Genomic DNA, 18,387 nt, shown 5'->3' with positions numbered 1-18,387 from the left:
CGAAAGCATTATTTTAGAAACAAAACTAGTTTTCGGTAAGCTGTTCATATTTTATTTGTATTTGACCTGCATCTGGTCGTAAAAATCCTTCAGTACGAAGAAGGCTTTCTTTTTCTTACCTGTTTCGCTGATCAGGCCTTTACGGTTCCAGAAATTCTGATAAATAGGATGTTGTCTTCTTGGTGATCTGAAATCAGTTAAAATCCACGGTGTCATGCCGCGTAAAGCACCAATTTTGCTTAACATCGCGATCTGATTTTTGTACAGTGCCTCTTGGTATTCTTCGCTCCAACGTGTATTTTCATCGGCGTGGAAACCGCCCAAAGCATCGCCGCCAAACTCAGTAATTATCACAGGTTTCTTATATTTAATATCGAAATTATATTTGGTAATTTCGGATGGATTACCTCCCCAGTACCAGCCAGCATATTCATTAAAGCTAACCAGATCGATTTTTTCACCTAAAGGATCATTTAAAATGATATTATTTCCTTCGCGGTGTACTTCTAAGGCAGCAGCCACTAAACGGGTATCATCTAACGAGCGGGCAGTCTCTGCCAAATTGCTCATAAAACTTAAACGGGCATCGCTTAATGGGGTTTCGTTACCGATAGACCAAACGATTACACTTGCCCTGTTTTTATCGCGTACGATTAAATCCGTCAATTGTTTTTTTGCATTTGCATAAGTTGCCGGATTGGTCCAGCTGATGGTCCAGTAAACAGGAACTTCAGCCCAAACCAATAGGCCCATTTCATCAGCCAGGCGGATCATTTCTTCGTTATGCGGGTAATGTGCCAGGCGAACGTAGTTACAGTTCATATCTTTTGCCCATTGCAACATCATACGCATATCGCCTTCTGAGCGTAAACGGCCAGCTAAAAGCGGGTTTTCATCATGTAATGAGATTCCTCTTAAAAAAACAGATTTACCATTTAACAGAATGCTATCACCATCAACCTGGATGGTTCTAAAACCAATTTTATCGTTAATATTTTCTTTATCGGTTTTAATATTTATCGCATATAATTTTGGTGTTTCTGGCGACCATAAACTTAAATTGTTCCAGGTAAACTCATCTGCAATTTTACCCTCGCTATCTGTTTTGTATTTCTTTTCGAGCTTAAGCTCTGGAATAAAAAGCGTAATTTCCTGTCCAGCGGTTGCATCAGCAAGTTTTACCGAAAAATTTAACAGGTTGTTGTTTCCTTTAACGAGCTGAAGTTTATAATCGCTGATAAAATGTTCAGGGAATTCAGCTAAGTAAACATCACGGGTAATGCCGCCATAATTCCACCAATCGGTATTTACAGTTGGAATTTCATCCTGTTTACGGATATTATCAACTTTAAGCACAATGGAGTTTTCGCCGACTTTTAAGTTATTGGTTACATCGAACTGGAAAGGCGTAAAACCGCCTTTGTGTACACCCAGTTTTTTACCGTTGAGGTAAACATGGGCTTCGTAATTTACTGCACCGAAATAAACGAAGTATTTTTTCCCTTTTTCTGGTTTTGCATCAAACTTTTTGCGCAGCCAAACATTGCCTTCGTAAAGTTCTAATTTTTCTGATTGAGAGTTCCAATCGCCAGGAACATTCATTTGAGGCGAATGATCGAAATCATATTCAATCAGTTCTGACTTATCTTTCTGAATTTTATCATCGTAATAACCTCCGGTTCCGGTTTTCGACTGATCGAATGGATCGTGACGATAATCGTAATAACCGTTTTCGTAAGGATCAACAATATAATTCCATTTACCATTAAGGCTCTGCACTTTCCGGGCCTGAATGTTCTGTATAGCGGTAACCTGACCGTAACTGATTGATGAAAGGAGCGAAAAGCAGATTAAAAATACGCTATAGGTTGTTTTTAGCATAACTTAAGTTTTAATATTAATTAATTGATCGTTTCAAAACTAACAATTAATTAACAGACGGTGTTTCCGCCACCCTCCTAAATTTGAGCAAAATTTAGTTTTTCGACAATAACGAGGGATTTTCCCAAAAAGCATAAGTTAGGTTTTTGGCAGCATTTACTGGCAGCAGGTAATGATTTCATGTTGTTTATTTGGATAGTTTGTGCTAGTAATTACGAATTTAGAAAAGCTTAAAAAATTAAATGTTTTAAAATAGGCCGAAACGTAATAAAATCCACTGAGACTATATTTCAAACGTTTGAAATAATTGCATTTTTTTCTTAACTATGCATTGAGATTGGAAAAGATAATGAATAATACCCCTGTTACACTAAAATTCTTGGCTGAAAAGTTAAAGATGTCAGTATCAACAGTATCAAAAGCCCTTAATAACTACCCAACCATAAACGCGTACACGAAACAACGTGTTCAGGAAATGGCCCGCGATTTGCATTTTACGCCCAATAAATCAGCTATTAATTTAAAGGAAAAGAAATCGCACATTATTGGTATCATCTTACCCAATCTTTTAGATCACTTTTTTACCAGAAGTATTTACGGTGTAGAGCAATTTGCTACACAAAATGGATATAATGTAATCATCAGCCAATCTCACGATGATCTGAAAAAAGAAATCCAATCTGCAAATATGTTATTGCGTAGCCGGGTTGATGGTTTAATTGTGGCCATTTCGAAACACACACAAGATTTTGCTCATTTAGACCAGTTCGAAAATATGGGCATTCCGGTGGTGTATTATACCCGAAACCCGAGTTTTAACTTAAGCTGCCATAAAGTACTGGGCAATACTTTTCAGGGCTGTTACCAGGCCACAAAGTTTTTAATTGATAGAGGACATAAAAAAATTGCTTATTTAGGTGGACCTAAAATGATCAATTTTACGCACGATCGTTTTAATGGCTATATCAATGCTTTAAATGATAATCAAGTACCTTTTTCATCAGAATTAGTTGCTTATACCAATTTTGATAAAGAAAGTACCATCTCGGCAATTAAGAATTTATTTGCCAACCCAGAAAATACGCCTACTGCGCTTGTGGCTTTTAAAGAAACTATTTTGTTTGATGCGATAAAATACCTGAAATCGATAAACTATCCTTACTTTAACGAAATTGAATGTATAGGATTCGGGAACACCTCTTTCATCGCTTATCTCGATTCACCCCCCATTGCCTCTATCGAAGAAAACCCCGAATCAGTAGGTGAAAATGCAATTAAACTATTGATACAATTGATCAACAAAGAAATTGATATTCATAATTACCAAAAAGTAATGGTGGATTGTAAGTTGATCGTGCATGGGTAAGGGTTTAGCGTTTCGTGCACAATGTTGTATCCACTCGATCGCCATGCTGAATTTATTTCAGCATCTTTATCTATTTATTAAGACCCTGAAATAAATTCAGGGTGACGACCACTCATACCCAAATTAAAAAATCAATAATACATATTAATTTAACGACATTGCACTACTATTCAATTGATTCCTATGTTTTTCGTTATACACAAACGCCGCAACAATCAACAACCCCGCAACCCCTTCAAAAGCCACAACAATCTGTGTACCAAAAAGATGTGCCAAATACCCCATCAACAAACTGCCGATTGGCAATACACCCTGATAAGCCATAATATAATAACTTAAAGTCCTGCCCCGCATTACATCATCGGCGTGTGTTTGCAAGTAGGTATTAATAGATGAAGTTTGCGCCATTAAGCCTAAAGCAGCCATACTGGTACAGATTAAAGCCAGGATAAGTGAAGGTGATATAGCCAGTGCCACAACAGAAATAGCCAACAGTACACCCGACATCATTACGATTTTCTGTAGACTCTGACCTGCTTTCCGCGTAGCCATATAAATTGCTCCGAAGAAGGCGCCAAGTCCTGCAGCACTTTCAAACCAACTAAATGTTGTGGCATTTCCATTAAAAATATCTTTAGCAAAAACAGGCAATAAAGTAGTGAAAGGGATTACCAATAAACTTGATGCAGCCATCATCAATACCATAGAAGCCAAATCTGGTGATGATTTAAGGTAATCGTAACCTTTTTTCAGGTCGATCCAGATATTTTCCTTCGATTTTTGATGTGCGGTGAGTTTAAGCTTCATCATTACCATACAACCTAATACCGCAATAAAGCTCACAAAATTGATCAGGAAACAGATATCTTCACCCAAAGTACTCAAAATTACCCCTGCCAACGCCGGGCCGATTAACCTGGCTGCATTAAACATGGAAGAATTGAGTGCAATGGCATTTGGTAAATCTTCTTTATCATCAATTAAATTTACCATTAACGATTGACGGGCTGTAACATCAAAAGCATTTACCAAGCCCTGAACCAGCGAAAGTGCTGCAATCCAGAACATATCGTACACTTTAAACCAGATCATCAAGGCCAGCGCACCAGCCTGCAGCATCAGGATCACCTGGGTAATCACCAATATCTTATACTTATTATGCCTATCTACATAGCTCCCAGCATATGGTGCTAGTACCAGCGAAGGGATTAAACTCAAAAAAGTAATCAATCCCAGCAAAAAAGCCGATCCTGTTAAACGATATACCAACCAGCTGATGGCTACACGTTGCATCCATGTACCAATTAATGAAATAGCCTGACCTGTAAAAAATAACCTGTAATTGTAGTGCCTTAGCGAACGAAAAATACTCATGTTTAAAATAGTAAAGTAACTTTACAAAAGTACAAAACTAAACTCAAATCAAAAAACCAAAAACATAAAGTTTTATCATAACAGGATCACATTTCAAGCAAAACAAACCCACGAATTAGTTTATCTATAAAATTAAAAGCTTATATTTGTAAAGTTTATTTACCATTAAGATGCCTACGCAAACACAAGATATTGCTGCAAAACTAAGAAGCACTGTTACCCGCTTAACCAGACAGCTACGCAAACAGAACGTAAGTTCAGACTTTAGTAACGCTGAACTGTTAACCATGTCGCTCCTCGAACAACACGGCAAAATGTTATCTACAGAGCTGGCGGATATGGAAAGAGTATCAAAACAGGCTATTTCGCAGATCATCAACCGCTTGTTTGATGCCAAATGCGTGGAACGCTTTCCAAGCAAAGAAGATAAACGAAAGGTTTTTATCGGCTTAACCAAGCTTGGTGAAAAACACATTATTGCCAGCAGAAAAATAAAAGAAGAATGGCTGGCGCAAACGATGGAAAAAATCTTCTCTTCGGAAGAAATCAACTTAATCCAGGCTTTCCTGCCCCTCCTTTCGCGCCTGGTAGAACACAATGGCACAAGAGTATAGTTTTCCTTTTTCCTTCGCCAAATAAGCCTTATCTTGCAGGCTGAAAATGGCACTATATTTTACATCAATTAATTCGGGCAGTAATGGTAATTGTTACTATGTAGGTAATGACAATGAAGCAATTTTGATTGATGTTGGCCTAACCTGTAAAGAGATTGAAACACGGATGAATCGTTTGGGTTTATCAATTAGTAAAGTAAAAGCCATTTTTATCTCGCACGAACATAGCGACCACATTAAGGGGCTAGCGGTTTTTGCTAAAAAACATAAACTTCCAGTTTACATTAGCACAGCTACCCTAAAAAGTAGTCGGTTAGTTTTGGATGCAAACAACACCTTTTCATTAAATCATTTGCAACACATTCAGATTGGCAACTTAAAAATTTCTGCCTTTTCTAAATTTCACGATGCAGCTGATCCTTATAGTTTTACTATTGAATGTAACGAGGTGAGAGTAGGTGTTTTTACAGATATAGGCTCGGTATGTGATCGTTTAATTACCCATTTCAAAAATTGCCATGCCGCTTTCCTAGAAGCTAATTACGATACAGAGATGCTGGAAAATGGCCGATACCCTTATTTTTTAAAGAGGAGGATCACAAGTGGTCACGGTCACTTAAGTAACGCACAGGCGCTGGAGCTTTTCATCAACCATAAAGCACCGTACATGAGTCATTTGTTATTGAGCCACTTATCAAAAGATAATAACGACCCGGAGCTGGTTGAAAATCTTTTTAAAAATGTTGCTGGCAATACTTTTGTTAAAGTAGCTTCAAGATATGAGGAAACAGAGCTGTATTACGTAAGCAATGCTCAAAACATCCCCGAAACTTACAATTTCGACCCTAACCTATACCAGCCAGAACAACTCAACCTATTTTAACATCCTAAAGTCAAAAACAGCTGGCTGTTTTCTATTAATTTAGTTACAGTAGGGCTTATTATGATCAATAAATGGCAATTGACTTGACAAAACCATAATTATCCGCAAAAATTATAAATAATTTAATTTTCATAAAAACATTTTATTCAGATATGGGTTTTATATAAACTTCATAAATAGTTTGTTTGGTTTATTGGGGCTTATGGATTTAAGCCCCTTTCTCTTGTCTAAAATTTCGTAATTCAATCAGGCTAAAACACCAGCATTTTATATTCTAAATTTTAGTTATATTCGATTGACAATCATCCTGATATAATATTTAAACCTTTAAATAATAAATTATATGGAGACAAGTAAACTTTCTAAATTCAGTGCCGAATTTCTAGGCACGCTCGTGTTGGTTTTAATGGGTTGTGGTAGCGCGGTTATAGCTGGCGCAAATGGCACAACCGGCGTCGGCTTATTAGGCATATCTTTTGCCTTTGGCTTATCAGTTACGGCCATGGCTTATGCTATTGGGCACATTTCAGGCTGTCATATTAATCCTGCAATTTCAATCGGAATGGTAATCGCTGGCCGGATGAAAATTGCAGAAGCCGCTTATTACATTGTGGCACAGGTATTAGGTGGCATTGCAGGCGCATTTATTTTACTGCAAATCGCATCGGGGAAAGCTGAATATTCTTTGGCAACAAATGGATTAGGGCAAAATGGTTTTGGAGCACTATCTCCACAGCATTACAGCTTACACGCTGGCTTTATTGCCGAAATTGTACTCACCTTTATTTTCTTACTGGTCATTTTTGGCTCAACCTCTACTAAAAATATCAACGGCGGCTTTGCAGGACTTGCAATTGGCTTAAGTTTAACGCTGATCCATATTGTTGGCATTCCTGTAACTGGAGTATCCGTAAATCCGGCAAGAAGCATCGGCCCCGCACTTTTGGTTGGTGGAGAAGCCTTAAGCCAGGTTTGGCTGTTTATTGTAGCGCCGATTATTGGTGCCGCACTAAGTGCTTTAGTTTGGAAAACTGTTTTGGAGAAGAACTAGGTTAAAAAAAAGATGCAACAGTTTAGGGTTTAGAGGTTAGTATTTAAACGCTAACCCCTAAACGCTAAGCTTTATAAGTTCTTTACAATCGCTTCGTCAGTAGGTTTTGTTTTAGAACGGAAACGGTGTACCAATTCTCCTTTTTCGTTGATTAAGAATTTCTCAAAGTTCCATTTAATATCACCCTGCTCTTCCGTATTGGTCTGAGAAGTTAAGTACTTAAACAATGGACTGATATCATCACCTTTAACACTGCTTTTCTCGGCAAGCAAAAACGATACATTGTACTTTCCGGTACAAAACTCTTTAATCTCTGCATTGGTAGAAAACTCCTGTCCACCAAAGTTACCCGCAGGGAAACCAATTAATACTACCTTTTTGCCATATTGCTTTTGAAGTTTTTCTAAATCTTCATATTGTGGGGTAAAACCACATTTAGAAGCCGTGTTAACAATTAAGATTTTTTTGCCTTTAAATTTCGATAGTTTAATTTCTTTACCATCAATGGTTTTAAAGCTAAAATCGTAAACATTTTTTGGTGGGGATACCAATAAGTTTAATAGGATTAAAATTGTGCTGATCATCGTTGTTTTATTTTTATATACGAATATAGTCACAAATAGGTTGTGTTAACGTAACGTTGTTGTAAATTATGGGATATGGATAGTTAAAGCGCTTAAGGTTTTGAGTTTGAAAATGAAAGCAGGTATTTCATCGCTCAAATGAAAAGTCTTTTTTTTGATTGGGAAATGGAAGGCAGTGGTTCTTGGTGGTTTACCGCCCAGCTATCGCTTATAGTCCTCGCTACGCTGTGGGCTATTCCGCTCTATCTGGTTTAATTAACAAAGCCTGATGCCATTTTGCGCCTTCAGCTTGGCACAACGCCATTAAAACCTAAATAGCATTACTACACAAGCCACCTAAACCCGACCGAAGTGAGATGCTGATTTTCCATCGGCAGAAACGGGGGCGGGACCAACCTTAGCCTAATAGCATTATAGCATTGCTATTGCTTTTCAAAAACAAAACAATTAAAACCACATTAAAATTCTCCAGGAAATCAACATATTTTGACAACCTTTCAGAAAAAAAATGTATTAAATTCTCCTCAGGTTTGGATTTATGCTTTAATTATAGCTTTATTTGCACAAAAACGTATTTCATGGCCAAAAATTTATTAATCGTCGAGTCACCCGCAAAAGCTAAAACTATAGAAGGCTACCTAGGCAAAGATTTTCTTGTAAAATCTAGCTACGGTCACATCCGCGATTTAGTTAAAGGTGACATGGCCATTGATATAAAAAATAATTTTGCGCAGACATACGAGGTACCCGCCGACAAGAAAAACATTGTCGCCGAGTTAAAAAAACTAGCTAAAGAAGCCGAAATGGTATGGCTAGCATCCGATGAGGACCGTGAGGGGGAAGCTATTTCCTGGCACTTATTCGAAACTTTAGGCCTAAAAGTGGAGAAAACAAAACGCATCGTTTTTCATGAAATTACCAAACCAGCAATTTTAAAAGCTATCGATAGTCCACGGGGAATTGACTATAATCTGGTAAATGCCCAACAGGCACGCCGTGTATTAGATCGGTTGGTGGGTTTCGAACTTTCTCCTGTTTTATGGAAAAAGGTAAAACCATCATTATCTGCAGGCCGCGTACAATCAGTTGCCGTGCGTTTAATTGTTGATAGAGAAAGAGAAGTTTTAAACTTTAATGCAGCTGCTGCCTATAAAATCACTGCTCAATTCTCTACAGGTAAAGGAAGAGAAATTGTAAAGGCAGAATTGCCTCAGCGATTCGAAAATGAGGCTGATGCTGAAAAATTTCTTCAAGACTGTGTAAATGCTAAGTTCGACATTACCAGTTTAGAAACCAGGCCGGCAAAACGTAATCCTGCTGCCCCGTTCACCACCTCAACTTTACAACAAGAAGCTTCGAGAAAATTAGGATTTTCGGTAGCCAGAACCATGCAGGTTGCACAAAGACTGTACGAAGCAGGTAAGATTACCTACATGAGAACAGACTCTGTAAACTTATCAGAAACGGCATTAAATGCTGCTGCTGCTGAAATTAAATCTGCTTACGGCGATAAATACCACCAACACCGCGTTTATAAAACAAAATCGGCCGGCGCCCAGGAAGCGCACGAAGCCATCCGCCCTACTTATTTCGACAGACATAGTGTTGACGGCGATATTTCAGAAAAACGTTTATACGATTTAATCTGGAAACGATCTATTGCTTCACAAATGAGCGAAGCGTTATTCGAAAAAACAACCGCTCAGATTACTGCATCAACCCGAAAAGAACACTTGGTTGCTGAAGGTGAGGTATTAAAATTTGACGGTTTCTTAAAAGTTTATCTGGAATCCACTGATGATGAAGAAAACGAAGAAAAAGAAGGTGGTGCAATTTTACCTCCATTAAGCAAGGGACAAGAACTATTTTTAAAAGAAATGCAGGCAACCGAGCGTTATTCGCGTCCGCCGGCAAGATATACAGAGGCCAGTTTGGTTAAAAAACTAGAAGAACTGGGCATTGGCCGCCCGTCTACTTATGCACCAACCATTTCTACAGTACAAAACCGTGGTTATGTGGTTAAAGAAGATCGAGATGGCAAACAACGTAAGTTTACATCTATCATTTTAGCCGATGGACAAGTAAAAAAAGAAATAAAATCAGAAATTACCGGCGCTGAGAAATCAAAACTCTTCCCTACCGATATTGGTGAGGTAGTAAATGATTTCCTGGTAGAACATTTCAAAGGCATTGTCGATTTTAACTTCACCGCAAAGGTGGAGAAAGAATTTGATGAGATTGCGCAAGGTTTACAAGAGTGGACTAAAATGCTACACTCGTTCTATAATCCATTTCATACCGAAGTAGAAACGACACTTGAAACGGCAGAACGTGCCACTGGCGAGCGTTTATTGGGCTTAGACCCTGCTACTGGCAAAAATGTATATACCAAGGTTGGTAAATTTGGACCATTGGTTCAGATTGGAGAGCTTGATGAAGAGGAAAAACCTCGTTATGCCAGCTTAATGCGGACTCAATCTGTTGCAACCATTACTTTAGATGATGCCCTGGAGCTGTTTAAACTTCCTTTTCAACTTCCTGATTTTGAAGGAAAAGAAGTAATGATTGGTGTCGGCCGTTTTGGTCCATATGTTAAATGGGGCGAAAGTTTTATCTCACTTCCTAAAAACGAAGAACCTTTATCGGTAACTTATGAAAGAGCAGTTGAAATTATCAGGGAGAAAATGGATGCCGATGCGCCTATTGCTTTTTACGAAGGCTTAGGAGTAACCAAAGGCAAAGGCCGCTTTGGCCCGTTTATCAAATGGAACGATCTCTTCATCAATATTCCTGCAAAAGGATACGATTTCGACAATTTAACACAAGAAGATATTAATACCTTAATCGGCAAAAAAGTAGAAAAAGAGGCCAACAGATACATTAAAACCTGGGATGCTGAAAAAATTTCTATCGAAAATGGCCGTTGGGGACCATTTATCCGTTTCGGCAAGTTGATGCTTAAATTAAGGAATAACGAGTCTACCAAGCAAAAATATACACCAGAAGAATTGGTTGATATTGATCTGGAAGTAGTTAAAAAAATGATTGTAGAGCAGGTACCTAACGCTTTCGAAACGAAGAAAAAAGCACCGGCAAAGAAAAAAGCCCCAGCTAAAAAGGCTGTAGCGAAGAAAAAATAGGCCAGGATTAAATGATTTTAGGATGGTAGGATTCTATCATTCTAAAATAAATTATACAGTTAACCGATTAAGCAGTTTAAACAGTTAAACCAATTGAAAGCAGATTTACCAGAAAATACAGTCGAAGATATTGCAATGGCCGTGGTATTGATGGGCGAAACACCTGAAGTAAAAAGCTGGACGGTTTATCTCGTTAATTTAAAAAACGAACCGATAACCAATGTATTGATCAGCTCTAAAGGTTATGGAGAAAAAGATGGAAAGCAGGTAAAAACTTCTGTTTTAAGGCATTTTGTAGGCGACATGGAAGCAAATTCTTTTGCAGGAGTGGAAGCCATAGATCCTGAAGTTTTCGGCTTAACTAACGAATATTGGCTAAGCTATTACATTGGTAGCACTATTTACGATAAGAAATTCATTTTCTTGCCTGAAAGCATCATCGATTCTAATCTGATTAAAATTCCCTTGGTAAACAGACCTGGGGTGATGATAAAGTAGTCATGGGTCTTAAGTCCTTAGTCTAGAGTCTTTGACTACCGACTTAGAACTTAAGACTAGGGACTCAACTAAGGCACTTTAACCGCTTGTCTTCCAATTAATTTCCAGCCAGACTTTTCTTTACTCCAGATTAAAAGAATATACAATTTCACATTTCCTGGCACATTTTTATCATTTGTTTTGGCATTTAGAGTATGACGAACCAAAGCTGTTTTGTTTTGAACTACAACAGTCTGATCAGTTAAATTAATATCCACAAAATCAGATTCTCCAGAAAGTAATGAATGCATAAATTCCTGCTTGGTTTGAATCTTTCCACTCGAATGCCCGTAGCTCAGGTTATTCAAAATTATTTTATCAAGCGCCAAACTATCAGGTGTAACCATTAGTTTGGTTAGTTTGCTTACGGCATCTTCTACTTCAGTTTTTTGGGCAAAACAAAAACTGGCCGAAATTAACAGGCTCGAAAAAATCAAGAGTTTCTTTATCATATCTGGTTCTATTGGGGTTAATATTGTAAACTTATCCAAAACCATGCAAAGGAACAAACCCTAAGCGTTAATTTTCAACATAATTTATTTTAACGTGAATTTTAGTTAATTTTCGGATGAAATATAGGGTTTCGGTTGCAAAGGATAAATTGCGGCACATCTATTGCTTTTACCGCACCATTATATTTCCATTTATCTTAACGAATTTCAAACATGGAACAACCATCTACCTACCAATCCTCCTCTAAAAAGAAATTTATCTTTATCGGATTGCTTGCTATTTCTATAGCGGCAATTGTATTCATCTATTTCAATAGAAAGAAAAAAAATCATGAAGAAAATCAGGCTTATGCAAAATATATCGAAGCCTATACCTCTGGAACCATTTCCAAAAAGAGTTTTATCAGAGTTCATTTAGCCAATGCGGCAACAGGTATGCAGGACCTGGGCAAAGCAGATTCACGCGAACTTTTCGACTTCTCCCCTTCTATCTCGGGCAAAACCTATTGGATAGATCCGCAGACGGTTGAGTTTAGACCTGATGAAAATCTCAAACCTGGCAAAAACTACGAAGCCACATTCAAACTTTCGGAGGTTTCTGCCACAGAAAAAGGCCTTGAAGATTTCGACTTTGAATTTAAAGTAATTACCCCCGGAATGATGCTTTCTCAAAACGGATTGGTTTCGCAGAACAATACTGCGATGGATTACATGAAATTAACCGGCGAGGTGGCTACTGCTGATGTGGAAGAAACCAGTAAAATAGAGAAAACGATTTCTTTAGATTTTGACCAAAAGTTAAAAATCAAATGGCAGCACGATCCGGCAAAAAACACCTCGAAATTTACCATCGACAGCATAAAAAAGACTGGAAACGACCAAAATTTAAAAATAGATTGGGATGGCGATGCCATTGATGCAGAGCAAAAAGGAGAAGTAGAAATCCGTGTTCCGGCGATAAATAAATTCGAAATCCTGGACATGAAGGCTATTCAGGGCGAAGAAGACTATGCATTGGTACAGTTTTCTGAACCAATTGGAGTAGGACAGGATTTAACGGGTATGATTACGCTTGGCAATCTGAGCGACTTAAGGTATACCATTGATGCCAGTCAGGTTAAAGTTTATGCTGCCGAAGAACTTAAAGGCAATTATACTTTAAGTGTAAATGCAGGGGTTGAAAACATCAATGCGAAAACACTTCCAAACGGTAAAGTAGCCAATCTTGTTTTCGAGGATAAATTACCAGCGGTGACCATTGCAGGTGCGGGTACAATTTTACCGAACTCCGGAAAGCTGGTTTTACCTTTCGAAGCGATTAATTTAAAGGCTGTTGATGTTACTGTGATCAAAATTTATGAAAACAACATACCGCAGTTTTTTCAGACTAATAGTTATAAAGATGGTAACGAATTGCGTAGGGTGGCAAAACCTATTCTGCAAAAAACGGTAAGATTAGATGAAGATAAGGCACTTAACCTTCATAAAAAGAATCGTTTTACCCTCGATCTTGATAAAATGATCCGTACAGAACCAGGTGCCATGTACCGCGTTACGATTGCTTTCAGACAGGAATACAATGCCTACAACTGTAAAACCGGGGAAGAAAAAGCCGATGGTAGTGATGAAGAAGCCGAATATGGAGATTACGAAGGTTATGGTGAAAAAATTGATGAGGACGATGATTTTTGGCAGCGTTATAATAATTATTATCCGCAAAATTACAGGTGGAATGATAAAGACAATCCATGTACACCATCATTTTATACTAACCAGCGCTGGGCCAGTAGAAACTTAATTGCTTCGAATATTGGCTTGGTAGCCAAACGTGGTAACGATAACAGTATGCTTATTGTTGCAACAGATCTATTGACGGCAAAACCATTGAGTGGGGTAAACCTGGAGTTGATGGATTATCAGAAACAGATCATATTCACTACTAAAACTGATGGTGATGGTTTTGCAAGTTTTGACCTGAAACGTCAGCCTTTCTTATTGATCGCTAAAAATGGTTCAGAACGTGGCTACCTTAAATTAGACGATGGAAGTTCACTTCCGCTAAGCCGCTTCGATGTGGGCGGTGATGTAGTTCAAAGTGGCTTAAAAGGCTTTATTTATGGCGAGCGTGGCGTTTGGCGACCAGGCGACAGTTTATTTGTTTCTTTCGTGCTGGAAGACAAACTAAAAAAACTCCCTGCCAATTATCCGGTAACCATGGAGTTCTATAACCCGAAAGGTCAGCTTTATAAAAGATTGATTAATGGCAAACCTTTAAATGGGTTCTACACCTTTAAAACCGCCACTGAAAGTACAGCACCTACTGGTAACTGGATGGCGAAAGTTAAAGCAGGTGGTGCTACATTTACCAAAACCTTAAAAATTGAAACCGTAATGCCAAACCGTTTGAAAATTGATTTCAACGTTGGCAATAGAACATATTTAAGCGCTGGAACATCAGCCGCTACCCTATCGGCCAAATGGCTATTCGGTGCCGTTGCACAAAATTTAAAAGCTAAGGTTGATGTAAACTTAAACACTACGGAAACCAAATTTAAGGGTTTTGAGGGCTTTAGTTTCGATAACCCAACGGTTAACTTCGAATCGCAGGTTAAAACCATTTTCGAAGGTACTTTAAACCAGAACGGTACAGCTCAGATTAACACCAATCTCAATGAGAATAATACCGCTCCTGGCGTGTTGAGGGCAAACTTTACGACCAAAGTTTTCGAACGAGGAGGTAATTTCAGCATCGATAATTTTAGCATACCTTATCATGTATACAGCAGTTATTTGGGCATCCGACCAGAAAAAGGTGACCGTTTAAGTGGTATGCTGGTTACTGGTAAAGAGCATAAAATCGAAATTGTAAATGTAAATACCGATGGAAAACTGTTGAGCGGAACTAAAACCGTCCAGGTAGAATTATATAAAACACAATGGCGTTGGTGGTGGGAACAGGATGATCAATATACCTACGCCAACTTTACCCAAAACCAATACAACAAATTAGTTGAAAGCCATCAGGTAAACTTGTTCAACGGAAAAGGAAGTTGGAATTTACGCGTTGATGAACCAGAATGGGGCCGTTATTTGATTTTAGTACGCGATGTTAATGGTGGGCACGTTACCGGAACGTCTGTTTATGTAGATTGGCCGGGCTGGGCACAGCGCGAACAGGGCAGCAACCCAACTGAGGCATCTATGTTATCTTTCACTGCTAATAAGGAAAAATTTACCGTTGGAGAAGACATTACTTTAACCATCCCAACTGGTAAAAACGGTAGAGCATTAATCTCCATTGAAAATGGAAGCCGGGTATTAAAAACCTTCTGGGTAGATACCAAAGCCGGACAAACGCAATTTAAGTTTAAAGCCGAGAAAGAAATGGCGCCTAATGTTTTTGCCAATATTACTTTATTGCAACCGCATGCACAGACGGTTAACGATTTACCAATTAGAATGTATGGTGCTATTCCACTTTCGGTTGAAGATCCGCAAACGATCTTAAAACCAACCATAAAAATGTTGGATAAAATCAAGCCTGAAACCGAAAACACCATCACTGTTGGTGAGCAGAACGGCAAAGCAATGACCTATACCATCGCCCTCGTAGATGAAGGTTTATTAGACTTAACACGTTTTAAAACACCCGATCCACATGGTGCATTTTATGCCCGCGAAGGTTTAGGCGTAAAAACATGGGATTTATTCGACTATGTGTTAGGCGCATGGGGAGGAAATTTAGAGCGCATTTTAAGCATTGGTGGTGATGGTAGCATCAACAAGAACTTAAATCCTGCAAAAGCCAACCGTTTTAAAGCGGTGGTTAAATTTATGGGGCCATTTACCATTGGCAAAGGCGAAAGTAAAACACACAAATTTAAATTACCACAGTACATTGGTGCAGTAAGGGCTATGGTAGTTGCCGGACAGGATGCTGCGTATGGTTTTACCGAAAAATCGGTTCAGGTTAAAAAGCCGTTAATGGTTTTAGCTACTTTGCCAAGGGTTATCGGTCCGGGAGAAAGTTTCACCTTACCGGTAACTGTTTTTGCCACAGAGAATAACCTTAAAAATGTATCAGTACAACTCCAGGCAAGTAATTTAATTGTTCAAGGCAGTAACAAACAACAGCTTTACTACAAACAAACAGGCGAACAGATGACCTATTTCGAAGTGAAGGCGCCAAACACGGTGGGTATTGCCAAAGTAAAAGTGATTGCACAAAGTGGAGCTGAGAAAACAGTTTATGATGTGGAGATGGATATCAGAAATCCAAACCCATATGTAACCAATGTGGTATCTGCAACGGTTCAGCCGCATACTAAATGGGCTGTAAACTATTTGCCAATTGGTATGGCGGGTACAAATTCAGGTTCACTCGAGGTCTCTTCTATCCCCGCGATCAACCTTGGTAAAAGATTAAGTTACCTCATCCAATATCCGCATGGCTGTATCGAGCAAACTACTTCGGGTATATTTCCTCAGCTCTTCTTGGATAGATTAAGTCCGTTGAATGAACAACAAAAAGCCACAACAGAGAAAAACATTAAGGCTGGTATAAACAGGCTAAAAGGTTTCCAAACTACAGATGGAGGCTTGTCGTACTGGCCTGGCGAGGGTACTTCTGATGAATGGGGAAGCAATTATGCCGGACATTTCCTAATTGAAGCACAAAATGCTGGTTATACCCTTCCTGTTGGCCTTTTGGATGAACTGTTGCGTTACCAAAAATCAAAAGCGACAAATTGGGCACCAAACAGCAATAATTTTTACGGTGGAGATTTGTCTCAGGCCTATCGTTTGTACATGCTTGCATTAGCTAAAAAACCCGAAATGGCAGCAATGAACCGTTTAAAAGCTTTTGAATATTTATCAATTGCTGCAAAATGGCGATTGGCAGCTGCTTATAAACTGGCCGGACAAAATGATGTTGCTCAAAATATGATCAGAGGTTTAGATACATCCATTCAGGTTTACAAACAATTGGGTGGAACTTATGGCTCTGACGTACGTGATGAAGCCATGATTTTAGAAACGCTGACCTTACTTGGTCAGAAAGCAAAAGCCGCGGGTTTACTACAACCTTTAGCTGCTAAACTTGGCGAAAACACCTGGTACAGCACACAAACGACCGCTTATAGTTTGTTGGCTATTGCCAAATTCTGTGGTTCAAACCAATCGGCAAATAAACTGCAATATCAGTATGTGTTGGATGGAAAATCAGCACCTGTAAATTCAAATCAATACATCAACAGTACGCCTGTAAGCTTTAAAGGAAATACAGCTTCTGTTGCCAATAATGGCAATAATGTATTATTTGTTCGTTTGGTTTTAGAAGGACAGCCAATTGCTGGTCAGAACAATTTCTTACCAAACCGCCCAGAAGTATTGGATATGAGCGTGACTTACAAACGTTTAAACGGTAAAGTTTTAGATCCAACTACTTTAAAACAGGGAACAGATTTTTATGCAGAGGTAACCGTAAAAAATCCTGGCAGAATGGGTTATTATGAACAAATGGCGCTAACACAGATTTTCCCTTCAGGTTGGGAAATCATCAATACCCGCGTTAACGATAATCAGAGCATTTTAGCCTCATCTCCTTTTACTTACCAGGATATCAGAGATGACCGTGTTTTCACCTATTTTAATGTAAGGGAAGGTGAAAGTTTGGTTTATAAAGTGTTGCTTAACGCATCTTATCTGGGCAAATATTATCTATCGGCCGTTCAATGCGAAGCGATGTACAATAATGATATTTCGGCAACTGAAGCTGGCAAATGGGTACAGGTAGTGAAGTAAGGGATTGGTGTAAATTGCAGATACTGGTCGTAGCGTCTCGCTACGACCTATAAATACATTAATGTTGAGTAGATTAATACTGACGAGAGTCTTAGCGAGACGCTAAGACTAGATATTTTTTGTAAAATAAAAATGGGAAGAAAGTACAAATTTCATGATAATACTAAACTCCATTTTGTGACTTTCACCGTTGTAGATTGGATTGACGTATTTACAAGGCAAGAATACGTTGACATTATTTATGATAGTTTAAGGTTTTGTCAAAAACAAAAAGGATTAGAATTATATGCCTATTGCATTATGACAAATCACATTCATTTAATTATTGGAACTGAAGATGGTGGAATTTTATCTGACATTGTACGAGATTTTAAAAGTTTTACTTCGAGACATTTAAGAAAAGTAATTGAGAATAGCTATACTGAAAGCAGAAAATCATGGATGTTAGACATTATGAAAAAATTAGGAAATCAAAATGAAAGAAATAAAGATTTTCAATTTTGGCAACAGCACAGTCACCCCATAGAACTCGATATTAATGAAATTTTAGACCAGCGTTTAAATTATATCCACCAAAATCCTGTGAAGGCAGGCTTTGTAGAAAAAGAAGAAGATTGGATTAACAGTAGTGCAGGCGATTATTATCAAATTAGAAAGGGACAAATCGATCTTATTATTATTGAATAACTTTTTAATATTT

At 38.3% G+C, this 18,387-nt stretch carries 12 protein-coding genes; 8 read left to right on the top strand and 4 right to left on the bottom strand.

Translation table 11 applies throughout. The features are described 5' to 3' along the window. Positions 1-51: 51 nt before the first annotated feature. Positions 52-1,881: a glycoside hydrolase family 2 protein gene (locus tag ACN9MR_RS08450; RefSeq protein ID WP_426329168.1), complete on the bottom strand. Its 1,830-nt coding sequence runs from the start codon at positions 1,879-1,881 to the stop codon at positions 52-54. Positions 1,882-2,230: 349 nt separating this feature from the next. On the opposite strand from ACN9MR_RS08450, the gene ACN9MR_RS08445 reads away from it, so the two are divergent. Then, positions 2,231-3,247, top strand: coding sequence for a LacI family DNA-binding transcriptional regulator (locus tag ACN9MR_RS08445; protein ID WP_426329167.1), 1,017 nt, complete (start codon positions 2,231-2,233; stop codon positions 3,245-3,247). 144 nt (positions 3,248-3,391) lie between these two features. On the opposite strand, the gene ACN9MR_RS08440 is transcribed toward ACN9MR_RS08445, so the two are convergent. Beyond that, positions 3,392-4,621, bottom strand: coding sequence for an MFS transporter (locus ACN9MR_RS08440; RefSeq protein ID WP_426329166.1), 1,230 nt, complete (start codon positions 4,619-4,621; stop codon positions 3,392-3,394). A gap of 170 nt (positions 4,622-4,791) precedes the next feature. Between ACN9MR_RS08440 and ACN9MR_RS08435 the strand changes: the two genes are divergently transcribed. The 3 genes from ACN9MR_RS08435 (at position 4,792) to aqpZ (ending at position 7,169) form a co-directional block, all read left to right on the top strand. Beyond that, entirely contained in the window at positions 4,792-5,235 is a 444-nt protein-coding gene (locus ACN9MR_RS08435) for a MarR family winged helix-turn-helix transcriptional regulator (protein ID WP_426329165.1), read from the top strand. Positions 5,236-5,281: 46 nt separating this feature from the next. Continuing rightward, complete coding sequence (locus ACN9MR_RS08430; RefSeq protein ID WP_426329164.1) at positions 5,282-6,118, top strand: MBL fold metallo-hydrolase; 837 nt, start codon at positions 5,282-5,284, stop codon at positions 6,116-6,118. 343 nt (positions 6,119-6,461) lie between these two features. After that, positions 6,462-7,169, top strand: a complete 708-nt coding sequence (aqpZ, locus tag ACN9MR_RS08425; protein ID WP_426329163.1) for an aquaporin Z — start codon at positions 6,462-6,464, stop codon at positions 7,167-7,169. Between the two features lie 71 nt (positions 7,170-7,240). Here aqpZ and ACN9MR_RS08420 read toward each other — a convergent pair whose 3' ends face one another. Continuing rightward, on the bottom strand, positions 7,241-7,753 hold the full coding sequence (locus ACN9MR_RS08420) for a glutathione peroxidase (RefSeq protein WP_057934336.1): 513 nt from the start codon (positions 7,751-7,753) through the stop codon (positions 7,241-7,243). Between the two features lie 578 nt (positions 7,754-8,331). Here ACN9MR_RS08420 and topA point away from each other — a divergent pair. Both topA and ACN9MR_RS08410 read left to right on the top strand, forming a co-directional pair. Continuing rightward, entirely contained in the window at positions 8,332-10,893 is a 2,562-nt protein-coding gene (gene topA / locus ACN9MR_RS08415; protein ID WP_426329162.1) for a type I DNA topoisomerase, read from the top strand. 93 nt (positions 10,894-10,986) lie between these two features. Further along, complete coding sequence (locus ACN9MR_RS08410) at positions 10,987-11,391, top strand: hypothetical protein (protein WP_131031021.1); 405 nt, start codon at positions 10,987-10,989, stop codon at positions 11,389-11,391. 68 nt (positions 11,392-11,459) lie between these two features. Here the strand turns inward: ACN9MR_RS08410 and ACN9MR_RS08405 are convergent, their stop codons facing one another. Continuing rightward, positions 11,460-11,882: a nuclear transport factor 2 family protein gene (locus ACN9MR_RS08405; protein WP_426329160.1), complete on the bottom strand. Its 423-nt coding sequence runs from the start codon at positions 11,880-11,882 to the stop codon at positions 11,460-11,462. Positions 11,883-12,095: 213 nt separating this feature from the next. Between ACN9MR_RS08405 and ACN9MR_RS08400 the strand changes: the two genes are divergently transcribed. Then, on the top strand, positions 12,096-17,687 hold the full coding sequence (locus ACN9MR_RS08400) for an alpha-2-macroglobulin family protein (RefSeq protein ID WP_426329159.1): 5,592 nt from the start codon (positions 12,096-12,098) through the stop codon (positions 17,685-17,687). A gap of 132 nt (positions 17,688-17,819) precedes the next feature. Continuing rightward, on the top strand, positions 17,820-18,374 hold the full coding sequence (locus tag ACN9MR_RS08395) for an REP-associated tyrosine transposase (RefSeq protein ID WP_426329158.1): 555 nt from the start codon (positions 17,820-17,822) through the stop codon (positions 18,372-18,374). Positions 18,375-18,387: the final 13 nt, after the last annotated feature.

Origin of the sequence: Pedobacter sp. R-06 (genome assembly GCF_049913135.1) — a bacterium.
Classification (GTDB): domain Bacteria; phylum Bacteroidota; class Bacteroidia; order Sphingobacteriales; family Sphingobacteriaceae; genus Pedobacter.
The sequence above is the reverse complement of the archived record's forward strand: the minus strand, read 5'-3'. Positions and strand labels throughout refer to the sequence as shown.